Origin of the sequence: Aquimarina algicola, assembly GCF_006443095.1 — a bacterium.
GTDB lineage: Bacteria > Bacteroidota > Bacteroidia > Flavobacteriales > Flavobacteriaceae > Aquimarina > Aquimarina algicola.
Genome location: NZ_VFWZ01000004.1, coordinates 426064 through 451980, shown reverse-complemented (window position 1 = coordinate 451980; position 25917 = coordinate 426064). Strand labels below are relative to the sequence as shown.

The following is a 25917-nucleotide window of genomic DNA, read 5'->3' as shown; positions in this document are numbered from 1 at the left end:
ATTCCCAATGGCTCAGACACAGGTACAGTAGCAGTTGATGCAGCTACTGATGGTTTGATAGAAGGAGATGAGACGGCTATTGCAAGTTTAGGCACCTTACCAAGTGGTGTTGTTGCAGGAACCAGTACGAGTGATACCGTTACAATTATAGATGAATCAATTCCAAGATTACGTCTTACCAAAACGGCTTCTACTGATGGCTTTTTTGCTGGCGATGTTATTACATATACTTTTACAGTTCTTAATACAGGTAATACGGTAATAAATAATATAGTTATAGATGACCCATTAACAGAAAGTACTAATTTAAGTATATCACCGTCTTCTTTAAATCCAGGAGAAGAGGGAACAGCGACTGCAACTTATCAAATAACACAAGAAGATATTAATATTGGAGAAGTGATGAATAGTGCAACCGTTATTGGTCAAGATCCAAGTGGAAATGATGTGATTGATATTTCTGATAGTGGAGATGAAACTATAGATGAAGATGGAGATGGAGATGCTACAAATGATCCTACTATAACAAATATAGAACAAACCCCTAACTTGGCATTGACAAAAGTAGGTGAATATGTAGACACTAATAATGACGGAGTATTAAATGCGGGAGATCAGATAAGATATATATTTACTGTCGAAAATACTGGTAACGTTGATATTACCAATATTATTCTTACAGATCCATTAGCAGGAATACAGGTTAATGGTGGCCCTATAGATCTATCAGCTGGAGAAACAAATAGTAATAGTTTTACAGCCATTTATGAGTTAACCGAAGAAGATGTGCTTTTAGGAAGTGTTTCTAATCAGGCAAGTGTAAATGGTCAAGATCCAAATGGGAATGATGTGATTGATCTTTCAGATGACCCAAATAATGATACAGATACTGATATTGATAATGATGGAGATTTTGAAGATGAGACAATCACAACTTTAGATACAGATGAAGAAATTATAATATACACTGGACTTACTCCTAATGGAGATGGTATAAATGATCAATTTAGAATAGTTGGATTGAATAATTTTCCTAACAATACTTTGGAAATATTTAATAGATGGGGTGTTAAAGTATTTGAAGAAGATGGTTATGAACAATCAGGATCAAGGTATTTTGAAGGAAGAAGTAATGGAAGAGCAACTATAAATGAGAAAAATGAATTGCCGGTTGGAACATACTATTACATATTAAAGTATGAAAACGCCAATGGAATTAGTAAATCTAAAGCAGGTTACTTGTATATAAATAGATAGATTTAATGAGAATGTTATATATTTGTTAATCCCCAAATCGAATAAAATACTTATGAATAAACTATTAGTAATATGGATATTAGTGGTATGTAGTTTTACAGTTACTATTAAAGCCCAGCAAGACGCTCAATATACCCAATATATGTATAACACCATAAGTGTAAATCCTGCATATGCAGGTAGTAGAGGAGTGTTGAGTATAATGGGACTTCATCGAAGTCAATGGGTTGGATTAGATGGCGCTCCCAGAACACAGACCCTAACGATTAATACTCCTATTGGAGATAAAGAAAAAGTAGGATTAGGTTTATCTATTGTAAATGATGAAATTGGTCCAACTGACGAGACGTTTTTTGGTGTTGACTTTTCTTATACAATACGTACTTCAGATACGCATAAGTTGAGTTTTGGATTAAAAGCAGGAGGTCATTTATTAAATGTTGATTTCCAACGATTATCTGAATTTACTGAAGGAGATCCATTATTTGAAAATAACATTGATAACAGATTTAGTCCTCAAGTGGGTATTGGTGTATATTACCATACCGATCGCTATTATCTTGGTCTAAGTGCTCCTAATTTATTAGAGACAAATCACTTTGATGAGAGTTCTACTCAGGATAGTGATGCAGTAAGTTTTTTAGCCGAAGAACGGATAAATTATTACTTAATAGCAGGTTATGTATTTGATATTAATCCTGATTTAAAATTCAAACCCGCATTACTTACAAAAGCAGTATCTGGAGCACCCTTACAGGTAGATGTATCTGCAAATTTTTTACTCTATAATCGATTAACTCTTGGTGCAGCCTACAGATGGAGTGCTGCAGTAAGTGGTATGGTAGGGTTTCAGGTGTCTGATGCTATGATGATTGGATTTGCATACGATAGAGAGACTACCCAATTGGGGCAAACACAATTTAATGATGGTAGTTATGAAGTAATGTTACGTTTTGAACTCTTCAAGAAATACAAACGAATGTTAACACCACGTTTCTTTTAATTTAGTTTAAAAATGATTCTCGATATGGTCATAAATTTACAAAAGTCATTATTGACTTTGATATTATTATCCATAATAGGTAATTCTGTTTTTTCGCAAGAAAACAAACTGAAAAGAGCCAATGAACAATATGATAAATATCAATATATTGATGCTCAAAAAACCTATTTACAGATTATAAAAAAAGGTTATAAAGATGCTGATATTCTAAAAAACTTAGGAAATAGCTACTATTTTAACAGCCAATTTGAAGAGGCTAAAAAGTGGTACAAAGAATTATTAGAATCCTATAGCAGTGAGGTTGAACCAGAATATTATTTTAGATATGCTCAAACTTTAAAATCAGCAAAAGAATATGAAGAAGCTGATGTGTATATGCAAAAATTCACAGAATTAACCTCTAATGATGAACGCGTAAAATTATTTCAAAATGAACCAGATTATCTCAAGCGAATTGATTTTCAGTCCGGGAGATATGAAATAGAAAACTCCTCTATAAATTCTTCGTTTTCTGATTTTGGAACAGCTTTTTTTGGAAGGTTTGTCGTGTTTGCTTCCTCAAGGGATACTTTGATTTTTAGTAAGAATATCCATCAATGGAACAATGAGTCATTTTTAGACCTCTATCGAGCTGAATATAACCCAGTAAATGGCGAATTAGCAGAAATCGAGAAGTTTAGTAATACTTTGAACACTAAGTTCCATGAATCTACTCCTGTTTTCACAAAAGATGGTAAAACTGTTTATTTTACTAGAAATAACTATACCGAAAGAAGGTTTGGAAAAGACAAAAAAGGAACAAATAAATTAAAGATATATCGATCTTATAAAAATACGCAAGGGGATTGGACAACACCACAAAGCCTTTCTTTTAACAGTGATGAATATTCTACAGCGCACCCTGCCTTGAGTATAGATGAAAAAACGCTTTATTTTACGTCTGATATGCCCGGAGGAAAAGGACAATCAGACTTGTACGAAATAAGCATCAATACAGATGGTAGTTTTGGCGAACCTCAAAATCTGGGAAGTAGAATTAATACAGAAGGAAAAGAGACCTTTCCTTTTATAAGTGATGATAATGACCTATATTTTTCATCGAATGGGCATAATGGTTTAGGAGGTTTGGATGTATATGTTACTCGTTTAAGTCCTCAAACAAAAGAAGAGAAACTTGTCGTAAATGTTGGTAAGCCAGTTAATAGCCCAAAAGATGACTTTGCATTTATAGTAGATGTAGCATCAAAAAGAGGATACTTTTCGTCTAATAGAGAAAATGGAGTTGGTAGTGATGATATCTATTCTTTTTTACAGTTAGAAGATCTGAAAAGTTTTTGTGAGATTACAATTGCTGGGGTAGTTACCGATAAAGATACTAACGAAATATTATCTGGAGCAAAAGTTTCTGTTTATGATAGTAGCAATAATCTAATCAAAAGTATTGTCGTAGGAGAAGATGGAACCTATTCTCAAATCGTAAAATGCGGATCTAAATATTTTGTAAGGGCAGAAAAAGAAGAGTATGTTACCTCAGAAAAATTAGTTAATACTCCTGAAGAAACACAGACATTAGATACGCCTTTGATGTTAGAAAAGAAAATAAAATCTGCTGATATTGGAGACGATTTAGCTAAAATTCTTTCCTTGAAAACAATTTATTTTGATTTTGATGGGGATTATATACGTGAAGATGCAGCTATTGAATTGGCAAAAGTAATAGAAGTAATGAATCAATATCCTGAGATGAAGATAGAGGTACGTTCTCATACAGATAGTCATGGAGATGATAACTATAACCTTGATTTATCAGAAAGGCGAGCTAAATCTACGGTTGCCTATATGATCAAAAATGGTATAGCAGAAGATAGACTTGTAGGAAAAGGTTTTGGTGAAACCCAACCTGTAAATGATTGCAGCAATGGTTCTAATTGCAAAAAAGAAGAATATCAGCTTAATAGAAGAAGTGAATTTATTATTATTAAGTAAAAAATATAGACAATGATTAAAAAAGCTATCTAATTTTAGATAGCTTTTTTAATATAATATACCTTGCTAATTCATAAAAACTAGAATTATGAATTAGTACTTTGATTTTGTAATTTTGAGGTAATCAAAAAAAGAAATGAAAGAAGAAGAAAAAGTTATTTTAGTTAATGAGAATGATGAACAAATAGGAGTGATGCCAAAATTAGAAGCCCATCAAAAAGCAGTACTGCATAGGGCTTTTTCTGTATTTATCTTTAATGATAAAAAAGAGTTGATGCTTCAACAACGGGCTTATCATAAATATCATTCTCCAGGTTTGTGGACAAATACATGTTGCAGTCATCAAAGAGAAGGGGAAAGTAATATTGAAGCAGGAGAACGACGGTTACAAGAAGAAATGGGATTTGTGACCTCTCTACAGGATAGTATATCGTTTATTTACAAAGCTCCTTTTGATAATGGTCTTACAGAACATGAGTATGATCATGTTCTAATAGGAGAATATAACGAAGAACCATTAATTAATCCTGATGAAGTAGCAAATTGGAAATGGATGTCTGTCGAAAAAGTTAAGAATGATATCCAGAAATATCCAGAAATATATACAGAATGGTTTAAAATCATTTTTGATAAATTTTATTCACACATATCCATATGAGAATTAAAGCCTGTAGAAAAGCTCATTTTAATGCAGCACATCGACTATATCGTAAAGATTGGAGTGATGAAAAAAACTTTGAAGTATTTGGCAAATGTAATAATCCAAATTTTCATGGACATAATTATGATTTGACCGTAGCAGTATCGGGAGAAATAGACCCTGAAACTGGATATTTGATAGACCTTAAAATTTTAAAAGATCATATTAAAACAGAGGTCGAAGACTATATGGATCATAAAAATTTGAATGAAGAAGTTGAAGAGTTTAAAGAATTAAACCCAACGGCAGAAAATATTGCGGTTGTTATTTGGAATAGATTACGTAAAAAACTAGATTCTAAATATGATTTAGAAGTAACTCTTTACGAAACTCCTCGTAATTTTGTAATTTATAGCGGCGAATAAGAATGAGTTTAGAAATTGGAGATAAAGTACCTGAGTTTACTGCAGAAAGTGATGAAGGGAATATTTTTAAGAGTCATGAAATCATAGGAAAGAAACCTGTGGTTATATACTTTTATCCTAAAAATTTTACACCAGGATGTACAAAAGAAGCATGTGATTTTAGAGATAGTTATGTAGATTTTCAATCCCTTGGAGCAGAAGTCGTAGGAGTTAGTTCGGATTCGATAGCATCTCATACAAAATTCAAATCCAGATATAAACTACCTTTTGTTTTTTTATCTGATAAGAAAAATAAACTTAGAAAACTTTTTGGAGTTAAATCCGAATTATTAGGACTTTTACCAGGTAGAGAAACTTATGTAATAGATAAAAAAGGAGTTGTAAGATTAAAATTTAATAGTATTAATGCATCCAAGCATTTAACTAAAGCATTGAAAAAAATAAAAGATATTGCAGAAGAGTGATTTTGATTGATGAATAAATAAAGCATCTTTCGGAATTAAATTTAACATAAAACAAAAATGATATGGCAAATAAAAGAGATCTTAAGAAAGAAATAAATTATGTTTTTGGAGATATAATAGAAGAAGTATATATCTGGGAGCTTAATAACCCAGGAAAAGATACTAAGCCTGGAGAAGCTATTATTGATGAAGCAATTTCATCTTTTGATGTTCTTATCTCTAGAGCTAATGAGCGACAGGTTGAAAATTCATCAAAACATTTTAAAACAATAAGAGAAGATTTGAAGAAGACAGCTGAGTCTTTGGTAGAAAAAGTAAATGCATTGTAATTTTTTTAAAAAAGTATTTGCAAATTCGGTTATAGAATTTATATTTGCAACCGCTTTGCCGATATAGCTCAGCTGGCTAGAGCAGCTGATTTGTAATCAGCAGGTCGTGGGTTCGAGTCCCTCTATCGGCTCTAAAAAGTCTTGAATATTTTATATTCAAGACTTTTTTTATAATTACAATTGTGTATCAAAACAATATGTGTAAATAACAAAAGAAATTGATTCAATATTGAGAGAATATTGAATATTAAAAATCTTCTGTAAATTTATTTTTTGAGTTTAAATACAACAGTTACTTGCAGGGTGAAAAGAACAGCCTGGTATGAATGTTCCTCCACAACTAGGATTATTTTGTGCTAAAGAACTTGTAGTACAGCATTGTAAAGCAGGATCACAGCATCTTCTAAGGATCGGTCTTAGACCACCACTTATTTTATTTTGTTCTAGTTTTTTTAAACGTTGAACACCCTCTAGGTTTAAGATTTTTTTTAACATGACTTAAAAGTTTTAAGATTAGACTCTTAAGTTAAATAAAATTATGATCAAACTTATACGGGGAAACATCAAAATTTTGAGGGTAAGTGCCTGATGTTAAGTGATAAAGGTTATGGTTGTGGGTTGTTTTCTTGCTCTTTAACTTTTAAAGTGTTTTCTTTTTCTTTGCGCTCTTCTATATGTTTAATTAATTGTTGCCCATAAGTAGATTTTTTTACTCTTGGAGACAGAGATTTAGCAACGGTATCTAATAATTTGATATTAGCATCAAAAACCTCGTGAAGAGTGATGTAAGGCGCTACTTCTAATTTTCTATTATTTATAGCAAAGTTTATTGTATATAGGTATTTTTGACGTAAAAGTTTTTGATAAGCCTTATCGTTTTCCATTAACTTTTCTTCATCTTTTTGCTTACTAGCTTCAAAATCTTCTTTAATGATTCTTAAATTTCTATCATTAAATCGTTTAAGCATTTTTTTGTATTCTTGATATTTTGTTTGGTTTTTTCCTCCCGTAATCCTTAAGTCTCTATCAAAATCTAGCACACTTGTGTTTATAGTTATTTCACCAGGTTCTGCAAAAAAATCAATTTGATCATTAAATTGTTTACCGTCTTTTTTGTTTAAATATAAATATAGTATCTCTGGTTCAGAGACTTCTGTAGTAAACACAAAATCTGAATTACCATTTACGACTAAAGAGTCAAGATTGATCAATAACGTATCCTTAATTTTTTGTAGGTACAAAGTTCCTTTTTTAAGTCCTTTAATATTACCAGTAATTGTAACATTACCTTTTTTTGGAGAGCTACAATTTATAAGAAAAAAACATGTCAGTATAATTGAAAAATACTTCATAGGATAATAAAAATTTGCTGTGTACAAATATGCAAGTTTTATTTTGAATTTGACTAACGTTTCAAGAGTAAGCGTCTGACATTTTTTGCAAAGATTTACTTGATTAAAAGTATTATGTTGTTCCTGAGGCTATTTGCATCATAATTGTACATAAAATAGCTCCATAAGTTCCTACAACATATCCAAGAACGGCCAAAAGAACCCCTACTGTTGCTAAAGAAGGGTGAAATGCAGCAGCTACTACCGGAGCAGATGCAGCCCCTCCGATATTTGCTTTACTTCCTACTGCAAGAAAAAAGTAAGGTGCTTTGATAAGCTTGGCTACTATGATTAGTAATAATGCATGGATTGACATCCAGACTAATCCAATAGTGATTAATCCCGGATTATCAAAAACAAGTCCTAGATCCATTTTCATACCAATTGTAGCCACAAGAATATAAATAAAAATGCTTCCTATTTTACTGGCGCCAGCGCCTTCATATTTTTTTGCTTTTGTATAGGACAACAAAATCCCAATTGCAGTCGCAATAGTAATCATCCAGAAAAATTTGGAGGTAAAAGAAGAAAGCGCGGAACTTTTATCATTAAAAATATCAAATGTAGTAGACAAAAAGTTAGATACCCCTTCTGATCCCCAATGTGAAATTCCTACAGTAACAAATGCTATTGATAACATCATCATATAATCTGTAAGAGATGGGTTTCTGTTTATACTATCGGCGTAGGCAGAGACTTTATTTTTTAATGTTTCTATTGCACTATTATCAGCTTTCAACCATTGATCAATACGATCTTTTTTTCCGATTCCTAATAATAAAATAGCCATCCAAATATTGGCGACTACAATATCTACAAGAACCATTCCTCCATATTTTTCAGAATTATATTGATAGATTTCTAGCATCGCTGCTTGATTTGCTCCTCCACCGATCCAACTACCAGCCAAAGTAGAAAGTCCTCTCCAGATAGCATCAAACCCAGAGCCTCCTACTGTTTCAGGAGAAACTAATGAAATTAATAAGACGGCTATTGGCCCCCCGATAACTACTCCCAGAGTACCTGTTAAAAACATGATTAATGCTTTTGGTCCTAAGTTAAAAATTGCTTTAAGATCAATGCTTAATGTCATTAATACTAGTGAAGCCGGAAGCAAATATCTACTTGCTATATAATATACATTAGAAGATTTTTCTACTAAAATTCCTTCGGCATTCATTTCTTTCCATTCGTATGAGATGATACCAAGAGAATTAAAAATAGCTGGTAGTAGATAACATAAAAGAACTGCCGGAACGTATTTATAAAATGTTTTCCAAAACCCTTTATTTATCGAAGAGGTATAGAATACTACTCCTAAGCAAAGTAATAATATACCAAAAACTACAGTGTCACTTGTGAAAAAAGGAGTGGTTTCCATTACAATATATTTTTAAAATTATAGCATGATCATCAAAAAAAAATCTAGTCATTGACCCATTTTTTAAATAACATCTTTTGTGTTTCTGATGCTTTCGGATTTTGTTTTAGAATCGTTTTTTTTATCGTAGGTTCGATAACATTGGTACTCAGTTTGAGTATGTTGTTGTTTCGTTTTACAGTAAAAGTAACTTTATCTCCGATTTTCCATTTATTAGAATCTCCAAATAAGTCATATATGTTTTTGATCGTATATGATTTATTGTTGATGCTAATTAGTACATCATTATTTAAAACCCCCAAGTTATTTAAAAAAGTATTAAACGGGGTTGTTGAACTAAAAATAACTTCATTAGAGATTTCAGAGCCTTTCACAAAAGGTTCTTGCTCAAAAATAAAATAAGAAGAAGGGATATTTTTACTACTATAATCTACTCCTACTTTTTCTAGATAGAATGCATAATCAATAGGGGTATTATTGATTACATGCTGTTTTAAAAAATCACTTATCTCTGGATAAGAAGCTTTTTCGATAACTTCAATAAGTTCTTTGTCTTCAAAAGGTTTATTCGGACCAAATTGTGTCGACAATTCTTTAATCAAATCAAGAATACCAAAAATACCATTGCTCTGCTCTCTCATTATAATATCTAAGCACATAGCAATAAGCGCACCCTTCTCATAAACATTTCTGTAATTTTTATGATATGGTTCTTGCAAAATATTTTTACTCATATGTGAAAAAGCCATAGTATCATCAAAAGATTTTGAAGTACTTATTTTTGTGTAAATTCTATCAAAAAAATCTTCTTTGCTGATTATGCCTTGATCGATTTGAAATAGTAATGAAAAATACTCTGTTGTTCCTTCATATAACCATAAATGCTCCGACATTTTAGGATGATTATAATCAAAGTTGTGAATTTCTTTTGAGTGCAATGCTAATGGCGTAACGATATGAAAGAATTCATGAGATACTACATCTGTTAATGTTTCATTAAGTTTTTTATGTGACAAAGATTCAGGAAGCACTACGAGTGTAGAGGTATTGTGTTCTAATGCTCCAAAACCCTTTGCATCATTGTTTTTTGCAGAAGACAGGTACAACAAGATGCTATATTTTTGTGTGGTATTGATATTACCAAGAAAGTTTTTTTGTGCTCGTATTACATATTCTAAGTCTTTGGCTATGTTTGCAGCTTTGTGAAACTTACTTTTTGAATATACACTTAGCATTATTTCTATATCATTTACTTTGAAGATAGCCTGATCCGGTTCAGAATACATTATTGGATAATCTATCATATCTGCATATCTATTGAAAGCAAAATAGTCTGTACTACTGTTATTGTTCTCATTTGTAGCATTGAGAAAGCTTTTTGTTTTAGAAGTTGATGCTTCAAGATGAGCTGGATGTTTGATAAATATATTGTATTTATTTTCTTTCATATGCTCAAAATACCCAACAAAAGCATACAGGTTTAAAATAAAGTTTTTATCCTTTAATATGTTTGTTCCTGTTGGTGAGAATACAGTGTGTTTATCTTCTTCATCAAAAGTATCATTAACCCAATATGTGATACTCTTTAATTCATTAGCATTACTGATTTTCCATTGGTTTTTTCCATATTTTTTTACTTGTAGAGATTCACCATTTTCAGTATAAGCCTTAAAATCTTCTATAAATTGACCGTAGTTGTTATTTTGATATGTACCTGGGACAATTTTAGGTAAAAAATAGTTAATTGTATCTTCTAGAAGGTCATTTACCTTTATCTCTATCTTTACTTTGTCATTTACAACATTGATCAGATCAATAGAAGCGATTATAGGTAGCGTATTAACTTTAGGAATATCTTGAGAAGGTTTACAAGATATTACAACATTAATAAATATTAACGCAAAAATGATATGGTAGACTGTTTTAGATACTTTGTGCACTTAATCTATTTTATATTCGTTTTAAGGTATTCTGCAACGCCATTTTCTTTCCCTGATAAGGTAATTATATCTGCTGCTTGTAGAGTTTCTGGCTTAGCATTTGCGACTGCTACTCCTGTTCCTACTGCTTTTAGCATTTCTATATCATTATAATTATCTCCAAAAGCAATTGCATCTTGCATAGAAATTTTAAAATGATTGGTTAGTAGAATATCTATTGCTGTTGATTTAGATATATTTTTATGTGCTATTTCGATATAAGTAGGTTTTGAGCGATAGAGATGTAATACCTCTTTGAAATGGTCTTGTAGAAAAGTATATGCTTGATCAATATAATTTTCTTCTCCCATACACATAATCTTGTGAGCTCCTATATTATTTTTTTTCCAGAGTTTAATTACTTTATCAGTTGATTTTACTGTAGGATTGACCTTGGTATTTTGTGCTTCTCGATTTGCCCAAAAGTCTATCTGAGGCACATACCAATCATCATTGTGATATAAACTGATATGAAATTTTTGATCTTTATTAAATTGATTTAATTCTTTTATAATATCGGGAGATATAAAGGTAGAGTGTATTGGTTCTTGATTTACAAGAATTAATCCTCCATTGTAACAGATAAGAGGTTGTTTTTTGATGTCTAATTCTTCTTGAAGGTGTGTCATTGCGCTTGGCATTCTTGATGAAACCAACACAACAGGTATTTTATCCTTGATTCGTTTAATTTCAAAAATTGTAGACTCAGAAAGTTCTCTTTCTGAATTTAATAATGTTCCATCTATATCTGAAAATATAATGCGGTGTTGCATTAGTTATTATGTATTTGGAGTATTATAATTAATTGTTTTAATATCTATTGATTCACAAATTTAACGATACTAGTGATAACCTCAGGCATTATTTTTCTATGAGGTTCATTATAAGATTTGTGATTTTCTAACCGCCCTCCTTTAATTTCTTTGAGAATATGATTCATATTAGGTACTAATAAAGATTCTGCTTGTGGTGCAGCTTCCGTTAATTGTTCTGCTTGAAAAAGTTCAACTTGAATATCTTTTTCTCCATGTATGATGAGAATAGGCATACTGAGCTTTGCGATTTCTTCAGTCGGATTATATTTTATCCATGATTTCATAAAAGGTTGTAGGTTGTATCTAAATATTGATTCTAGAGCAGGGTCATAACTTACAGCTCTCCCTTTTTCTTTTAGTTCTTTAAAAGCTACAAACGCACTTTTATCTAGTCCCGGAGCTTGTTTCGCAATCTGTTCTATAATAACTTGGTCAATTGGCATTGCGTTTCCGGCAATAGAGATAAAACCATTGGCTTTTTCTTTTGCAGCGATCATGCCTACCAACGACCCTTGACCATGGCCGGCAACAAAAATCTTTTTATAGTTTTTGTTCCTACTAAAATATTCAATTATTGATTCTGCATCTTCTATAAAGTGGTCTAGCGAGATTTCATGCTCTTTAATACCAAACTTATCCATTGTAAAAAGCCTCTTGTTGTAACGATATGTTGCAATACCCGACCTTGCTAATTCATGAGCCAGTTTTTTGAATGTATCATTCTTAGACATATGATCGTTACCATCTTTATTGATGGCTCCTGCATCCATAATAAAAATAATTAATGGAACGTTGACATCAGAATATGGCGTAACCAATGAGCCTTCTATATATTTATTAACCTTAACAATTGCAGAGTTGAATTCTTTTTCTTGTGCATTACTGCAAATACTTAGAGAGAGGGTAAAAAATAACATACAAAATGATATGTATTTTTTGTGACTACTATAAAAGTTCTGCAACGAATTGGATACCATTTTTAGATATAGATAGAATACAAAAAAGATATTCTTCATAGTTGTAAGGGTTTGTTCAAAATTACGCTTAAGAAACGATAAACTTAATCGTATGTTTCATGAGAATAATCATTAAATATTACTGAAAAATAAATATCCGTTTGTTTACAAGTATATTATTTAACGAATCACTAACATACCCTTTTTTATCTTTGCTACAAAATATAAATAATGAAACTTAAATTTTATTGGTTACTTGTTTTTGTAATATTTTCTTTATCAGGGTTTTCTTCAGAAGAAGATTGGGGACAAACAGGACATAGAGCTACAGGTGAAATAGCAGAACAGTATCTTACAAAAAAGGCAAAACGTAAAATTGCAGCGCTTTTAAATGGAAAAAGCTTGGCATTGGTTTCTACTTTTGCTGATGAAATCAAAAGCGACAAACAATATAAAAAGTATAGTCCTTGGCATTATGTTAATTTTTCTTTTGGAAAAAAGTATGGAGAAGAAGCTCCAAGTGAATATGGAGACCTTGTTAAAGGAATTGAAAAATGTATTGCTGTACTCAAGGACGAAAACTCTTCAAAGTCTGATCAAGAGTTTTATTTGAAAATGTTGATACATTTTATAGGAGATTTACATCAACCTCTTCATGTAGGTAGGGCAGAAGATAAGGGAGGAAACGACATACAGGTAAGATGGTTTGATCAAGGATCTAATTTGCATAGAGTTTGGGATAGCAACATGATCAATTCCTATGGAATGACGTATACAGAATTATCTAAAAATGCTTCTGTTTTATCCAAAGATAAAATCGAAAAAATTAAGTCTGGTACTGTTTTGGAGTGGGTGCATGAATCACAAGATCTTGCTAAAGAAGTGTATCAATCAGCTAAAGTGGGGGAAAAGCTGAGTTATCGATACATGTATGTTTATTTTCCTATTTTGAGAACGCAATTGCAAAAAGGGGGGATACGTCTTGCAAAAGTGCTTAATGATGTTTTTAAGTAAACAAAATACTTTTAACTGCTTAAGGTAACTTCTTTTCTATACTGTTTGGGAGACATAGAAAAATGTTTTTTAAAGGTTTTAGTTAGATGACTCTCATCGGTATATCCCATTTGATAAGCAATTTCAGCAATAGTGAACTCCGTATGTTGTAAGCGATATTCTACAAGCTTCATTTTGTACTTTGTAACATATTGGTGAATGGATTCTCCTGTTTTTCTTTTAAAATAGGTACTGATAGAACTTTGTGACATATTAAAAGTATCTGCCAAGTAACTAATTTTTGTTAATTCATTATCATAAACATTTTGTCTTATATGACTCAAAATTAAATCTATCTTAGAATTACCTACAGCAGGAACACTCTTTTGATTCGAGTTATATTTCTCAGAAATATTTCTTACGATTATACTCAAGATTGTACTTATCGCATTCGAAATAATTTCCTGATAATAGATTTTTTCATTTTTAAATTCCTCTAGAACAAGATTATGAATATCCCATATAATGTTTCTATCTTCTTTGTGAGTGATTACATCACCAGGAATAATATTGGGATGATGTAATAATTGTTCTATTCTTTGTAACCAGTATTTTCTATCGGGTAAATTCACTTTGCCAGAAAATAAGAGTTCTGTAAACTTAAAATAAGTAAATTTTGAATGTTGCTTAATCTCAAAATGATGAGTGTCTTCAGGAGCTAATAAAAAGATGTTACCTTCTTTATAAGAAAACTTAATATCATTTATAGTATGATAACCATTTCCTTTTTCGACAAAAATAATCTCAAAATAATTGTGGTTATGAGGTTTGGCTTCCCATTCATCAACAGAGTACTGATGTACAACAAAAGTTTCATGCAGAGTATAACGATTCATTAACATTTCTTTTAATATTTTAAAATTACAAAAATAAAATCAAAACACACGAATTCTTTTACTTATGTGTATTAATTATAAATAAATTTAAATAATTGAATTACAATTATTTAAGTCATTTTTATAGATTTAATTATTGTTTTTTACAAGTATTAAAATAATATATTTTTTTGATTTTTATTAGACAGGTTTTAACAAAAGGTTTTGATTTGTAAGTATATTTTTATTTTGTGTAAGTTAATTACTAAAATCTATTCTTATTAGATTATTTAATTATCCTAAAAGTGAGATTGATTCTTGGTTGTATTATCTTTTTAGTTTTGGGTATTTGGTGTAACCAGCATTCTTGTGTTTTCCCTTGCATGATTAGTAAACTACCATGTTTTAATTTTAATTTTTGTTTTGCGGTCTTATGGATCCTGTGTTTAAAATGAAACCATCTTTCTTCTCCAAAACTAACCGAGGCGATTACCGGATTATTCCCTAATTCTTTTTCATTATCAGCATGCCATCCATTACTATCCATTCCATCGCGATATAGGTTTAAAAGACACGTTGTGAATTTTACGTTGCTTACTACTTCGACTCGTTCTTTTATCCATTGTAATTCTTTGGTAAAAGGATTGGGTGTCATCGTAATATTTGAATACGTATACGGGTTACTATTGTTAGCGTAGAGTGAAGTAAGTCTTGGTTGTTGATATGTTTTTCCAAAGATGGTGATATCATCTTGTTGCCAATTAATAGTTTTTAATAAAGTCTTGAAGAGGTTTGTTGAAGTTGTAGGATCAAAAAAAGTTGGGTAATATATTACATCAGCGTCTACCATATCCAATTGTACAGAGTCGTTCTGATCACTAAACAAATCTAAATTCATTACATTTATTATTTAAAATCAAAGGTAAAGATATGCCCAATAGATCAAACCAAACTGAAGAAATAGTCTAAAAATTAGTACCCCTTTTGGGAGTTTTAAACTTGCTTTTTTATTCATCAACATGTGTATGTGTACAGGGAAAAATAAGATGAGCATGATAATAATCGCAGTTATAGCTAAGTATCTGGTTTGATCAAAAAAGATACCAATTCCTGCGGCCATTTCAGCTATACCACTTAAATACACTAAAATTTTATGATGGGGTATATAAAGAGGCATTACTCTCATAAATGCTTTTGGCTTGATCAAATGAAAAATACCTGCAATGATAAAAATAAAGGATAAGAGATATAGATGCCAATTCATTAAATTCCAGTAGTTTTTTCTTTACCCATACTGCTAATGGCGAAGCTTTTTTTTCTAGTCATGTTTTTAATAAAATGGACATTTCTAAAGCGCAATGCGCTCCAATTATCATTAATTGAAATTTGTCTAACAGCCTCTAGGTTATAATCTCCCAAAACACCCCAACCATGATCTCTGGTAATATGTGAATTATATTGTTTTGAAGTCTTTTTGGGATAGGCAAACCATAAAATAGCATCACCTACTAATTTTGGATAAATGGTTTCGATGCGATTTTCGATTTGTTTTTTTTCGGTAACAAAAACAATTGCAAAATCCACTTCAGAAACCTGAATTAAAGATTCTTTGACCGTGATCCCTTTTAAACAATCAATTTCATCACAGAAATCTTCTGGTTCATTTAGGATAAGAATTTCATCAAGTGTGGGGGGTAACTGTAGTTTTTTGAATAGAGGAGTCATGAGAATCAATTTTAGATAAAGCCTTGCGATTACATTAAATATACAAAAATACCGCTATAGTTAGCGGTATTATATTGTTAAGATTTATGTTTTTACCAATCTAAAGTTTTATTTCTTTTACATCTTCTGGGATTTCAAAGATAGAAGATTCTTCCTCTATAAAAGTAATATTAGAGATTGTAGCCTCTCCAAGTTTGTCGGTCATTCCTTTTTCGTTTGTCCACCCATAAAATTCCCATTTTGTAGCAAAAGGAATGTTTTCTACATTTTTGAATTCTTTATACTCAATGGCATGTGGGTCTTCTTCTGCCTTTTTGGAGCTATCTTGACCATAAGTGACAATATACGCTGCTGCTTTTAACATATTATCTTTTGTATCAGAGTAGATAACATACCAATCATCAGGAGCATCTCCCGTACCCTGATCAAAAGTGAGTCTTGCTGTTTGATGATCTACTTCATTAAGAGGTCTCATTTCTTCAAGCTCCCATTTTGTTCCGGGGTCATTTAATTTATATGGTAAACCAAAAAAATATGTCCAGGTAAACATATCAAATCGTGCGCCTTTTTCGCTTGCATCACTTGGGGTTAATAGTACTTTTTCTCCATCAAAGATCAGTTTGCTATTGTCTTTTTTATCAATTCTTATTTTACTAGAATTTGTAAGCATTGTGATTGTTGCGTCAAGACGTTGTTTACCTCCAAAAGTAAGGTCAATATCAAATTGAACAGCTTTATGTTTTAAAAATTCTTCTTTTTTATGAGCATCTTCTATTGTTTTGACATGTACCTCTGTTATAGACATAGCTTCGCCTCCAATTCCACCATCTGGTTCTACAGGAATAGCTTCTTTATTTTCTGTGATGACTTCTGTAGTCTTGTCTTCTTCTTTTTTATTCTTAGCACAACTGAATGTGACAACTGTAATAAGCAAAAGTGTTATTTTCTTCATCATAATGTGTGAGTTTTAAGACGCTAAAAGTAATAAAAGCACTAGTCGATAAAATATCATTTAAGAAAACTGTAACAAAACATTACTACAAGCTAAGGCAATTAATTACCATCATCAGTAGTATATAATCTGCTAAACATTTTTGCATATTGATTAAACTCATGGATTTTGATTTCTTTGAGGTTGTGATCATTTTCAGAAATAAGAATATCAATCATACTTCTATAATATTCAATGTTGGTTACGATTTCTTCAGCATATTCGTATTGATCAACTAATGATAAAGAACCGTAGTATGTGAGCTGTTCTTGATACTTTTTTACAACATCATTCCATATTTGTCTTGCTTTTTCTTTTTCATCAATTTGATAATATCCAACAATGAAGGATCTCAAGAGGGTGTAATAACCAAAATACTCTACAGGCATGTTTTTCATCCCCAGATCTAAAATTTCTCTGGCTTGATCATCTTTGTTTTCTTTGATTAATACTTCTACAAGTCTGCCAAGACTACTTCGATAGCTAATAGCGTTTCGTCGTGTTTGCGGATCGTGATAAATTTTTGGATTTCCATTATTGCCCCATTCCCAATTAGTAATGATGTTGTATGTTCTTTCGGTGTCTATTCTACCCATTTCATATGGGTTATTGGGGTTTGTTTTTGTTTTAATAGGTACTAATTTGTAGACCAGTCCATCTAATTGCAAATATTCTTTTAACCATGCATAATCACCATCATCATAACTACCACCACTAAAATAAATTGGTCTTTCCCAATCTGTGTTTGCAATGATATCTAGCATCATCAATCTATGTTTAAATAAATAATCATCTTTTATATAGAGATCTAAATAAGGTTCTATTTTATCTTCATCTTTTAAGGCAACGATTCCATTTTGTACTACTTTTTCTTTATTTACAGGTATTCTGACATGTTTTGTAGGAAATGTATTTACTGTTTTACCATTTTGTAATTCTCCTTTAGTTTTAGGGTGATCTGAAGCTACCCATTTTAGCCAGTTTGCTATGAGCATGCTATCTTTTGTAATAGGTTTATGAAAAATTACATCGTTATTGCCATACTGATAGAATTTGTGAGGAAATTGTATAGGAATTGGTTTACTTTCATATGCTGCTACTTTCATTTGATCAGTATACCAACCTGTTGATAAATACCCGGATATAATGGTTCTAACATCAGTTCTATATTTTTCTATTTCTTGCGCATACCAGATCGCAAATGTATCGTTGTCTCCTACTGTAAATAGTATTCCATTTTCTTGACAAGATGATAAATACATTTTTGCCATGGATTTGGCAGTATATCGATCCGATCGATCATGATCATCCCAGTTTTGAAATGCTAATATTGTTGGTACAGTCGTACAGCATAAAATGGTAGTAATATAACCAATGTTCGGAGTCATTACTTTTTTAAGAAAATAAAAGATTGCCGATACTCCAAATCCTATCCATATCGAAAATGCATAGAATGATCCCACTAGCGCATAATCTCTTTCTCTAACTTCAAAAGGCTTTTCATTCAAGTATATTTTTAGTGCCAGACCTGTAAAAAAGAAAAATACCAAGACGACCCAAAAACTTTTTTTGTCTTTTTTACATTGAAATACCAATCCAAGTATTCCTAAAAGTAGAGGCAAAAAGTAGTAGGTATTTCTAGCTTTATTATTTTTTACATCACTGGAAAGGTTTTTTTGCGAGCCTAAATGCGCTTCGTCAATAAAAGATATTCCGCTTAGCCAATTACCATGTAATCGATCAAGATTACCTTGTATATCGTTTTGTCTACCTACAAAATTCCACATAAAGTACCTCCAATACATATAATTTATCTGATATTGAAATAGAAAGGTAATGTTGTCTAAGAATAATGGTTTTTTGATGTCTAAATAACGACCATAGGTTTTTAAAAATGCATCATATGCTTCATTGTCCACTCTGCCATTAGCATATTCTCTTTTAAATCGAATGATAGCATCGTATAATTCTTGTTCTTCTAAAAATTTTGGTTTGATACTGAATTCTATAGGGTTTATAAAACTCATATAATTAGTAATATGTTCTGTACTCCACATCCTGGGAAGAATAGCTTTGTGTAAGTTATCAAGATTTTGTCGGGTATTTTTCCAGTCATTCACAATGATATATTTTCCTGATGTTTCATCTTTTTCATATTTAGGAATATCGTCTATATAGGGTTTGTTTTCGTCTAGCCCAGAATATGTTTCTGTAAATTGAGGACCGTAGAGTAGTGGTAGTTTTGGATAGTGTTCCAGATTATAATATGCTAATAATTCTCTTGCATTATTAGGGTTGCCCTCATTGATTACTGTACCTGCATTTGCTCTAATCGGTAACATGATCCAACTTGAAAACCCAATTAAAATAAAAAGTTTGCAAAGTAGTATCGTATTAATGGTGTAATATTGTTTTTTTCTCGTGTATTTTAAAGTTTTGTAAAAAATAAGGGCAAGTACAATACCAGCGATTATAGTTCCTGAATTAAAAGGAAGTCCGAATGTGTTGACAAAAAATATTTCAGAGAAACTAAAAAACTTTAAAGTGTAGGGAACAAGTAGTTTAAAAATGAAACCTAATACAAAAACAGCAATACAATTTGCAACTATAAAATTAGTAATGGTAATTTTTTTATAATTTTTGAAATAGTATAATAAGCCTATAGCTGGTATTGCCAGTAATGCCATAAAATGTACTCCAAATGATAATCCAATGACAAAAGAAATCAAGATTAGCCATCGGTTACCTCTTGGCTGATGCATATCTCTTTGCCATAATAGACCCAAGTAGAGTAGGAGAGCTAGTAGACAAGTTGCCATTGCATATACTTCTGCCTCTACAGCATTAAACCAAAAACTATCTGTAAAAGCAAAACTTAATGAACCAACGATACCACTAGCAAAAATGATGATCGACTCTTGTTTGGTATATAATGTGTATTGTTTTGTTTTTTGAACCAATAAGACAATTGACCAGTATAAAAATAATATTGTGAATGCACTTGCTATCCCCGAGGTGATATTCAAAGTAATGGCAATTTGTTCTTTGTTTGTTGTAAATATTGAAGCAAAAGCACCGATCATCTGAAATAAAGGAGCTCCCGGAGGGTGGCCAATTTGTAATTTTGATGAAGTAGAAATATATTCTCCTACATCCCAAAAACTATTTGTGGGTTCTACCGTTAATATATATACTGATAATGCTATAGTAAAAACTACCCAACCCAGTAAACGATTCCACGTTTTAAAACTCAATGTGATCATATACGCCTTTCACTAATTTTGTGTAAGGGTCAAATAAATGACAAAACAGAGAAAATGCTTTATTTACGATATATGAATAAGGTGCTAGTACCGGTATGATTTTTTGATATACAGGTAAATAGAAAAAATAAAGGTAAGTTAGAATGACTGAAGTGGAGTATCGTAATTTTTTTAAATTTCAAATTTATTCATCAGTTCTTTTCTGTTGGCGATATTGAGTTTACTATAAATATTGGTGATATGTGTTTTTACGGTACTTACGCTTATGAATAATTCATTTGCAATTTCTTTATTGCTTTTTCCGGATAAGATAAGTGTTTTGATAGCCTTTTCTTGTTTACTCAAAAGTACTGGCTTATTAATCTTAGATTTCTTTTTAAATCGAATTAAAATCAATACAAGAATACAAATAACGATAGCTGCAAAAATATTAATCCAGATACTTGTTTTATATTTTTGATCTGTGATGTTTTTTGTTATATAAGCAAGCTTATTTTCGAGATATAGATATGTAGCAGGATCTAAATCACTGGATTTTAATTCGATTAACAAATTGAGGTAATAATCAGGATTTGATTTTACATCTTTTTCTAAAAGATTTTGTTCGTCTAGCTTTTTAATTCCTATAAGTTTTACCAAAAGTATTTGCAGCGAATCTTTTACATAGCCTCTAGTTTCTAAAAGGTATTTTTTAGTATCAAAATCAGAAGTTAAGTTTTCGTATCGGGCTTCAAATTTTTTAAGTTTTTGCAATTCGTTGTTTGCAATATTATTGCTGGCGTGGGTACCAAATATTTCTGTATCACTTTTTGCAAAATGTATTGTATCTTTTTTTGAAAGTATAAATAACTTGAATGCTTTTACGGTGTGAGAAAGTTCTTTTCTTTTTGCTACAGCTATTGGATTGATATGTAATTTATAAATATAATTTTTTGAATCAAACAGTTCTTGACCAAATGTAAAAAATCCTTTTTCATTTATAGTAGAGGTGCCAATAGGAATACTATCGTAGGTTTTATTGTCATTGTAGAGTTTAATTTTGGTCAAGTAAACCTTTTGTTCCCAGTTTTCTGATGTGTCAAGATTAACGTAACCGGTAACAGCATGTTGACTAAATAATGAAACATTAGAGATCCATAAAAGTATAAAAGAGAGTATACAATTTTTCATTACTTCTACTTTAGATTATTTTAGATCAAAATTTATTATCTAGATAATTTCAAATATAAAATAAAAATACCGCTTCAACGATGTGTCAAAGCGGTATCATGCAAAATTCTTTTTGTAATTGAATTTTTTTTATTTGATCATTTCAAAGCTTCGCTTTATAAAATCTGTCAACTCTTCTCCTTTTAATAGGTTCTGAGATAGTTTAGCCAAATCAAGAGATTGTTTGATCAGCCTTTCTTTTTTCTTGTCAGTTTTTGTATTTGCGATTTGTCCGATAAGTTCATGATTCACATTTACAACAAGATTGAACATCTCTGGCATATTACCCATCCCAAACATACCACCGCCACCTGTTTGTTGCATCTCTTTCATACGACGCATAAACTCTGGTTGAGTAATCATAAATGGAGAAGCATTACTGTCCATAGCTTCTAATTGGATTGTATATGTAGTAGTAGGAATGACCTTTTCTAAATCTGTTTTAAGGCTTTCTTTTTCTTCATCAGATAATTTTGAAATGGTTTCCTCATCTTTTTTAATCAAATTATCAATATGATCTGCATCAACTCTTACAAAGCTTATTTTTTCTTTGCTTGTTTCTAGTTTTTGAATTAAGTGCGAAACAATAGGAGAATCTAGTAAAAGTACCTCGTATCCTTTTTCTTTGGCAGCAGTTATATAAGCATGTTGTTCATCTTTATTAGATGCATATAAAATGATAAGTTTATCATCTTTGTCGGTTTGCTTGTCTTTTATCTTTTCTTGTAATTCTTCAAAAGTCAAGAAACTGTCATCTACGGTAGGATATAAAGTAAATTTGTCTGCTTTTTCAAAAAACTTTTCTTCCGAAAGCATTCCATACTCGATAACAATCTTAATATCATTCCATTTTTGTTCAAAATCTTCTCTGTTGTTTTTGAACATAGAATTCAGTTTATCAGCAACTTTTCTGGTAATGTAGCTTGATATTTTTTTTACATTACCGTCTGCTTGTAGATAAGAACGAGAAACATTAAGTGGGATATCAGGAGAATCGATTACTCCTCTTAGCATCGTTAAAAATTCTGGAACAATACCCTCTACATTATCAGTAACAAATACTTGATTTTGGTAGAGTTGTATTCTATCTTTTTGTAGGTTTAAATCTTGTCCTAATTTAGGAAAGTATAAAATACCAGTAAGATTAAAAGGATAATCTACATTGAGATGAATGTTGAACAATGGTTCTTCAAATTGCATTGGATAAAGCTCTCTGTAAAAACTCTTGTAATCTTCATCTTTTAGATCAGCAGGTTGCTTTGTCCATGCTGGATTAGGATTGTTGATAATGTTATCTACTTCTTGAGTAGGAGCAGGGTCTTCTTCTTTTGCATCTTCTGGCTTAGGTAACGTCTCTGTCTTAGTACCAAATTTGATCGGTACCGGCATGAACTTATTATACTTTACCAATAATTCCTGAATTCTATTTTTTTCAAGAAATTCGGTATCCTCTTCTCCTATGTGAAGGATAATTTCGGTTCCTCTTTCTGTTTTGTCATGAGCATCAATACTATATGTTGGTGATCCATCACAAATCCAGTGAGCAGCGGGTTCATCTTTGTAAGATTTGGTAATGATCTCAACTTTGTCTGCTACCATAAAAGCAGAATAAAAACCAAGACCAAAGTGACCAATGATCCCAGTATCTTTTGCGCTGTCTTTATATTTTTCTAAAAACTCTTCAGCACCAGAAAAAGCAACTTGATTGATATACTTTTCTACCTCGTCGGCAGTCATTCCGATACCTTGATCTATAATATGTAACTGCTTTTTTTCTTCGTCTATCTTAATTTCGATAATTGGGCTGCCATATTCTATTTTGGCTTCACCAATACTTGTTAGGTGCTTTAGTTTTAGAGTAGCGTCTGTAGCATTAGAAATTAATTCTCGTAAAAAAATCTCATGATCAGAATACAAGAACTTTTTAATTAATGGAAAAATATTTTCTACAGATACATTGATATTTCCAGTAGCCATTTTATTTATGATTTTTATTTAATAATTAAAAATTGTGTTGTCAAAAAAAATACCATGTAAAGAATGTATGACAAACTGGCACATGCTCATTTTTATATTTAGGTGTAAGGAATCAAAAGATCTAGAGACTAAATTGACGAGTTTTGATTTCATTTTTAATGAAACAACTTTAACATATTTTTTGTTTAGCTTTTCTGTTTGAACGTTAAACAATTTGTATATTTACACAGTAAATAAATATAAAATGGCCTCTCCAAAAAGCAAGCAAATAATAGATAGCAATTACATCATAGCAAAATATATGGACTATGTTTTGGACCATGATGGTTTTCCAAAATCAGTATATAAATTTTGTAAAGACATCAAAATTAAAGAGTCGGATTTTTATAATTTTTTTGGAAGCTTAGAAGCAATCGACAAAGGAATATGGAGCGCATTTTATAATAATGCTATAGACGTAATGTCTAAAAATAAAGAATATGATGATTTTTCTAGCAGAGAAAAAATGCTAACGTTCTTTTATACTTTTTTTGAACTACTAACTCTTAATCGTAGTTATGTATTATTTACTCTTAATAGACATAAAATGCCGATGGAAAATATGAAGCAATTAAGAGGTTTAAGAAAACATATTAAGGATTTTGCTACCGAATTGATCGAAACCGATAACGACGAAAAGATGTTCAAAGTGACAAAGAATCCAGTGGCAATATATTCTGAAGGAGCTTGGTTTCAGTTCCTGTTTTTACTTAAATTTTGGAAAGATGATGAATCTGCCGGATTTGAAAAAACAGATGTAGCCATAGAAAAATCTGTCAACACTATTTTTGATGTATTTGATAATACTCCTCTCAATAATGTGTTGGATTTTGGGAAATTTCTTTGGAAAGAAAAAGTAATGTAATAGTTAAAATAGTTGGATTTACAATATGAAAACAATAGATAAAATACCTATCACAAAAATTGGTCGTACTGCGGAGCTTGTAAAGACCGGAGTAAAAGTTGGAGGTAATTATCTTAAATATTACAGTAAAAAAGCTGTTAATCCTGGATTAACAAAAGATGAACTTAATGAAGATAATGCGGCGGATATCTATGATGGATTAAAGAATTTGAAAGGAAGCGCACTCAAGGTTGCTCAAATGCTTTCTATGGAAAAAAATATTCTTCCAAATGCTTATGTAGAGAAGTTTTCATTATCACAATTTAGCGTTCCCCCGCTATCTGCACCATTAGTAAGAAAAACATTCAAAAAATATCATGGTAAATACCCAGAAGACCTTTATGATACATTTGCAACTCAATCTGTAAACGCTGCGAGTATCGGTCAGGTACACAAAGCATATAAAGATGGGAAAAAACTTGCTGTGAAAATTCAATATCCTGGAGTTGCAAATAGCATAAGTTCTGATTTGGCGATGGTAAAACCCATCGCCATCAGAATGTTTAATTTAAAAGGTAAAGATTCTGAAAAGTATTTTAAAGAACTAGAAGGTAAGCTATTAGAAGAGACAGATTACATTTTAGAAGTTAAACAAAGTAAGGAAATAACAAGTTCTTGTTCAAAAATTCCAAATCTTAGATTTCCAAAATATTACGAATCATTATCCAGTAAACGTATTATTACAATGGATTGGATGGATGGTTTACATCTTAGTGAATTCGCAAAAGAGAATACAGATCAAGAAAAAGCTGATATAGTAGGGCAAGCGCTATGGGATTTTTATATGTATCAGATGCATATTTTGAAAGCAGTGCATGCAGATCCACATCCGGGAAATTTTTTAGTTGATGCAGACAATAATCTTATCGCTATTGATTTTGGATGTGTTAAGAAAGTTCCGATAGAGTTTTACACCCCTTATTTTGAATTGGCAGACAAGAAAAATATAGATGATCCAGAGTTTTTTACTCAAAAAATGTTTGAGTTAGAAATCCTGAGAGATGATGACTCACCAGAAGAGTTAAAGTTCTTTTCCGAATTGTTTCATGAGATGCTTAGTCTATTTACAAAACCTTTTAATGCCGAAGAATTTAACTTTGCAGACGAAGAATTTTGGGGAGGGATTACGGATTTAAGCGAAAAATATTCTAAAGACACAGAAATTAGAAAGATGAATGGGAATAGAGGAAGTAAACATTTTCTTTATATCAATCGTACTTTCTTTGGTTTATATAATTTGTTACATGATCTAAAAGCAACAATTCGTGTAAGAAATTTTGAAAAGTACCTTTAGGTCAGTCGCTCGACTGACTTG

24 protein-coding genes and 1 tRNA gene are annotated in these 25917 nt (G+C 31.1%); 11 read left to right on the top strand and 14 right to left on the bottom strand.

Features of this window, described 5'->3' with window-relative positions; genetic code table 11:
* The 8 genes from FHK87_RS15685 to FHK87_RS15650 form a co-directional block, all read left to right on the top strand.
* On the top strand, window positions 1-1257 hold a 1257-nt coding region (locus FHK87_RS15685), incomplete at its 5' end, for a DUF7507 domain-containing protein (protein ID WP_140594698.1).
* 52 nt (window positions 1258-1309) lie between these two features.
* A complete protein-coding gene (locus tag FHK87_RS15680; protein WP_140594697.1) occupies window positions 1310-2260 on the top strand; it encodes a PorP/SprF family type IX secretion system membrane protein in 951 nt (316 codons plus the stop codon).
* A gap of 24 nt (window positions 2261-2284) precedes the next feature.
* On the top strand, window positions 2285-4246 hold the full coding sequence (locus FHK87_RS15675; protein WP_140594696.1) for an OmpA family protein: 1962 nt from the start codon (window positions 2285-2287) through the stop codon (window positions 4244-4246).
* A gap of 136 nt (window positions 4247-4382) precedes the next feature.
* On the top strand, window positions 4383-4904 hold the full coding sequence (gene idi, locus FHK87_RS15670) for an isopentenyl-diphosphate Delta-isomerase (protein WP_140594695.1): 522 nt from the start codon (window positions 4383-4385) through the stop codon (window positions 4902-4904).
* The gene (locus FHK87_RS15665) at window positions 4901-5311 is read left to right on the top strand and encodes a 6-pyruvoyl trahydropterin synthase family protein (RefSeq protein WP_140594694.1); all 411 of its coding nucleotides are present in this window, start codon (window positions 4901-4903) and stop codon (window positions 5309-5311) included. Before idi ends, FHK87_RS15665 begins: the two co-directional genes overlap by 4 nt.
* 2 nt (window positions 5312-5313) lie before the next feature.
* A complete protein-coding gene (locus FHK87_RS15660) occupies window positions 5314-5775 on the top strand; it encodes a peroxiredoxin (protein ID WP_140594693.1) in 462 nt (153 codons plus the stop codon).
* Between the two features lie 62 nt (window positions 5776-5837).
* Window positions 5838-6104 (top strand): hypothetical protein, encoded by a 267-nt coding sequence (locus tag FHK87_RS15655; protein WP_140594692.1) that lies wholly within the window; start codon window positions 5838-5840, stop codon window positions 6102-6104.
* A gap of 57 nt (window positions 6105-6161) precedes the next feature.
* A tRNA-Thr gene (locus FHK87_RS15650) sits at window positions 6162-6235 on the top strand.
* Between the two features lie 148 nt (window positions 6236-6383).
* Here the strand turns inward: FHK87_RS15650 and FHK87_RS15645 are convergent.
* From FHK87_RS15645 to FHK87_RS15620, 6 genes are all read right to left on the bottom strand, one after another.
* Window positions 6384-6599: a hypothetical protein gene (locus FHK87_RS15645; RefSeq protein ID WP_140594691.1), complete on the bottom strand. Its 216-nt coding sequence runs from the start codon at window positions 6597-6599 to the stop codon at window positions 6384-6386.
* Window positions 6600-6709: 110 nt separating this feature from the next.
* On the bottom strand, window positions 6710-7456 hold the full coding sequence (locus tag FHK87_RS15640) for a DUF4369 domain-containing protein (protein ID WP_140594690.1): 747 nt from the start codon (window positions 7454-7456) through the stop codon (window positions 6710-6712).
* Between the two features lie 112 nt (window positions 7457-7568).
* Window positions 7569-8876, bottom strand: coding sequence for a DUF819 family protein (locus FHK87_RS15635; RefSeq protein ID WP_140594689.1), 1308 nt, complete (start codon window positions 8874-8876; stop codon window positions 7569-7571).
* Between the two features lie 44 nt (window positions 8877-8920).
* Window positions 8921-10816, bottom strand: coding sequence for a M61 family metallopeptidase (locus FHK87_RS15630; protein ID WP_140594688.1), 1896 nt, complete (start codon window positions 10814-10816; stop codon window positions 8921-8923).
* Between the two features lie 5 nt (window positions 10817-10821).
* Window positions 10822-11628 carry a Cof-type HAD-IIB family hydrolase gene (locus tag FHK87_RS15625; RefSeq protein WP_140594687.1) on the bottom strand — a complete coding sequence of 269 codons (807 nt, stop codon included), beginning with the start codon at window positions 11626-11628 and terminating at the stop codon, window positions 10822-10824.
* A 44-nt stretch (window positions 11629-11672) separates the two neighbouring features.
* Window positions 11673-12686, bottom strand: coding sequence for an alpha/beta hydrolase (locus FHK87_RS15620; protein ID WP_140594686.1), 1014 nt, complete (start codon window positions 12684-12686; stop codon window positions 11673-11675).
* Between the two features lie 171 nt (window positions 12687-12857).
* On the opposite strand from FHK87_RS15620, the gene FHK87_RS15615 reads away from it, so the two are divergent.
* Window positions 12858-13640, top strand: coding sequence for a S1/P1 nuclease (locus FHK87_RS15615; RefSeq protein WP_140594685.1), 783 nt, complete (start codon window positions 12858-12860; stop codon window positions 13638-13640).
* Between the two features lie 11 nt (window positions 13641-13651).
* Here the strand turns inward: FHK87_RS15615 and FHK87_RS15610 are convergent, their stop codons facing one another.
* The 8 genes from FHK87_RS15610 to htpG form a co-directional block, all read right to left on the bottom strand.
* Complete coding sequence (locus tag FHK87_RS15610) at window positions 13652-14515, bottom strand: AraC family transcriptional regulator (RefSeq protein WP_226294278.1); 864 nt, start codon at window positions 14513-14515, stop codon at window positions 13652-13654.
* Window positions 14516-14780: 265 nt separating this feature from the next.
* Window positions 14781-15392, bottom strand: coding sequence for an alpha-ketoglutarate-dependent dioxygenase AlkB family protein (locus FHK87_RS15605; RefSeq protein WP_140594683.1), 612 nt, complete (start codon window positions 15390-15392; stop codon window positions 14781-14783).
* Between the two features lie 18 nt (window positions 15393-15410).
* Window positions 15411-15758: a DoxX family protein gene (locus FHK87_RS15600; protein WP_140594682.1), complete on the bottom strand. Its 348-nt coding sequence runs from the start codon at window positions 15756-15758 to the stop codon at window positions 15411-15413.
* A complete protein-coding gene (locus tag FHK87_RS15595; RefSeq protein ID WP_226294277.1) occupies window positions 15758-16219 on the bottom strand; it encodes a hypothetical protein in 462 nt (153 codons plus the stop codon). Before FHK87_RS15595 ends, FHK87_RS15600 begins: the two co-directional genes overlap by 1 nt.
* A 100-nt stretch (window positions 16220-16319) precedes the next feature.
* Window positions 16320-17174, bottom strand: coding sequence for a DUF6503 family protein (locus FHK87_RS15590; RefSeq protein ID WP_226294276.1), 855 nt, complete (start codon window positions 17172-17174; stop codon window positions 16320-16322).
* 98 nt (window positions 17175-17272) lie between these two features.
* The gene (locus FHK87_RS15585) at window positions 17273-20473 is read right to left on the bottom strand and encodes a glycosyltransferase family 117 protein (protein ID WP_140594681.1); all 3201 of its coding nucleotides are present in this window, start codon (window positions 20471-20473) and stop codon (window positions 17273-17275) included.
* Between the two features lie 171 nt (window positions 20474-20644).
* Window positions 20645-21643, bottom strand: coding sequence for a response regulator transcription factor (locus tag FHK87_RS26580; protein WP_140594680.1), 999 nt, complete (start codon window positions 21641-21643; stop codon window positions 20645-20647).
* A gap of 129 nt (window positions 21644-21772) precedes the next feature.
* Window positions 21773-23659, bottom strand: coding sequence for a molecular chaperone HtpG (gene htpG / locus FHK87_RS15575; protein ID WP_140594679.1), 1887 nt, complete (start codon window positions 23657-23659; stop codon window positions 21773-21775).
* A gap of 244 nt (window positions 23660-23903) precedes the next feature.
* On the opposite strand from htpG, the gene FHK87_RS15570 reads away from it, so the two are divergent.
* Window positions 23904-24563: a TetR family transcriptional regulator C-terminal domain-containing protein gene (locus FHK87_RS15570; protein WP_140594678.1), complete on the top strand. Its 660-nt coding sequence runs from the start codon at window positions 23904-23906 to the stop codon at window positions 24561-24563.
* Window positions 24564-24588: 25 nt separating this feature from the next.
* Window positions 24589-25896: an ABC1 kinase family protein gene (locus tag FHK87_RS15565; RefSeq protein ID WP_140594677.1), complete on the top strand. Its 1308-nt coding sequence runs from the start codon at window positions 24589-24591 to the stop codon at window positions 25894-25896.
* Window positions 25897-25917 lie beyond the last annotated feature (21 nt).

Coding starts and splice junctions, on each gene's coding strand:
- FHK87_RS15610 (WP_226294278.1), bottom strand. CDS start 14,515: ATGAATCGTTATACTCTGCATGAAACTTTTGTTGTACATCAGTACTCT.
- idi (WP_140594695.1), top strand. CDS start 4,383: ATGAAAGAAGAAGAAAAAGTTATTTTAGTTAATGAGAATGATGAACAA.
- FHK87_RS15655 (WP_140594692.1), top strand. CDS start 5,838: ATGGCAAATAAAAGAGATCTTAAGAAAGAAATAAATTATGTTTTTGGA.
- FHK87_RS15595 (WP_226294277.1), bottom strand. CDS start 16,219: ATGACTCCTCTATTCAAAAAACTACAGTTACCCCCCACACTTGATGAA.
- FHK87_RS15665 (WP_140594694.1), top strand. CDS start 4,901: ATGAGAATTAAAGCCTGTAGAAAAGCTCATTTTAATGCAGCACATCGA.
- FHK87_RS15585 (WP_140594681.1), bottom strand. CDS start 20,473: ATGATCACATTGAGTTTTAAAACGTGGAATCGTTTACTGGGTTGGGTA.
- FHK87_RS15645 (WP_140594691.1), bottom strand. CDS start 6,599: ATGTTAAAAAAAATCTTAAACCTAGAGGGTGTTCAACGTTTAAAAAAA.
- FHK87_RS15675 (WP_140594696.1), top strand. CDS start 2,285: ATGGTCATAAATTTACAAAAGTCATTATTGACTTTGATATTATTATCC.
- FHK87_RS15600 (WP_140594682.1), bottom strand. CDS start 15,758: ATGAATTGGCATCTATATCTCTTATCCTTTATTTTTATCATTGCAGGT.
- FHK87_RS26580 (WP_140594680.1), bottom strand. CDS start 21,643: ATGAAAAATTGTATACTCTCTTTTATACTTTTATGGATCTCTAATGTT.
- FHK87_RS15565 (WP_140594677.1), top strand. CDS start 24,589: ATGAAAACAATAGATAAAATACCTATCACAAAAATTGGTCGTACTGCG.
- FHK87_RS15680 (WP_140594697.1), top strand. CDS start 1,310: ATGAATAAACTATTAGTAATATGGATATTAGTGGTATGTAGTTTTACA.
- htpG (WP_140594679.1), bottom strand. CDS start 23,659: ATGGCTACTGGAAATATCAATGTATCTGTAGAAAATATTTTTCCATTA.
- FHK87_RS15625 (WP_140594687.1), bottom strand. CDS start 11,628: ATGCAACACCGCATTATATTTTCAGATATAGATGGAACATTATTAAAT.
- FHK87_RS15590 (WP_226294276.1), bottom strand. CDS start 17,174: ATGATGAAGAAAATAACACTTTTGCTTATTACAGTTGTCACATTCAGT.
- FHK87_RS15620 (WP_140594686.1), bottom strand. CDS start 12,686: ATGAAGAATATCTTTTTTGTATTCTATCTATATCTAAAAATGGTATCC.
- FHK87_RS15640 (WP_140594690.1), bottom strand. CDS start 7,456: ATGAAGTATTTTTCAATTATACTGACATGTTTTTTTCTTATAAATTGT.
- FHK87_RS15570 (WP_140594678.1), top strand. CDS start 23,904: ATGGCCTCTCCAAAAAGCAAGCAAATAATAGATAGCAATTACATCATA.
- FHK87_RS15660 (WP_140594693.1), top strand. CDS start 5,314: ATGAGTTTAGAAATTGGAGATAAAGTACCTGAGTTTACTGCAGAAAGT.
- FHK87_RS15605 (WP_140594683.1), bottom strand. CDS start 15,392: ATGAATTTAGATTTGTTTAGTGATCAGAACGACTCTGTACAATTGGAT.
- FHK87_RS15635 (WP_140594689.1), bottom strand. CDS start 8,876: ATGGAAACCACTCCTTTTTTCACAAGTGACACTGTAGTTTTTGGTATA.
- FHK87_RS15615 (WP_140594685.1), top strand. CDS start 12,858: ATGAAACTTAAATTTTATTGGTTACTTGTTTTTGTAATATTTTCTTTA.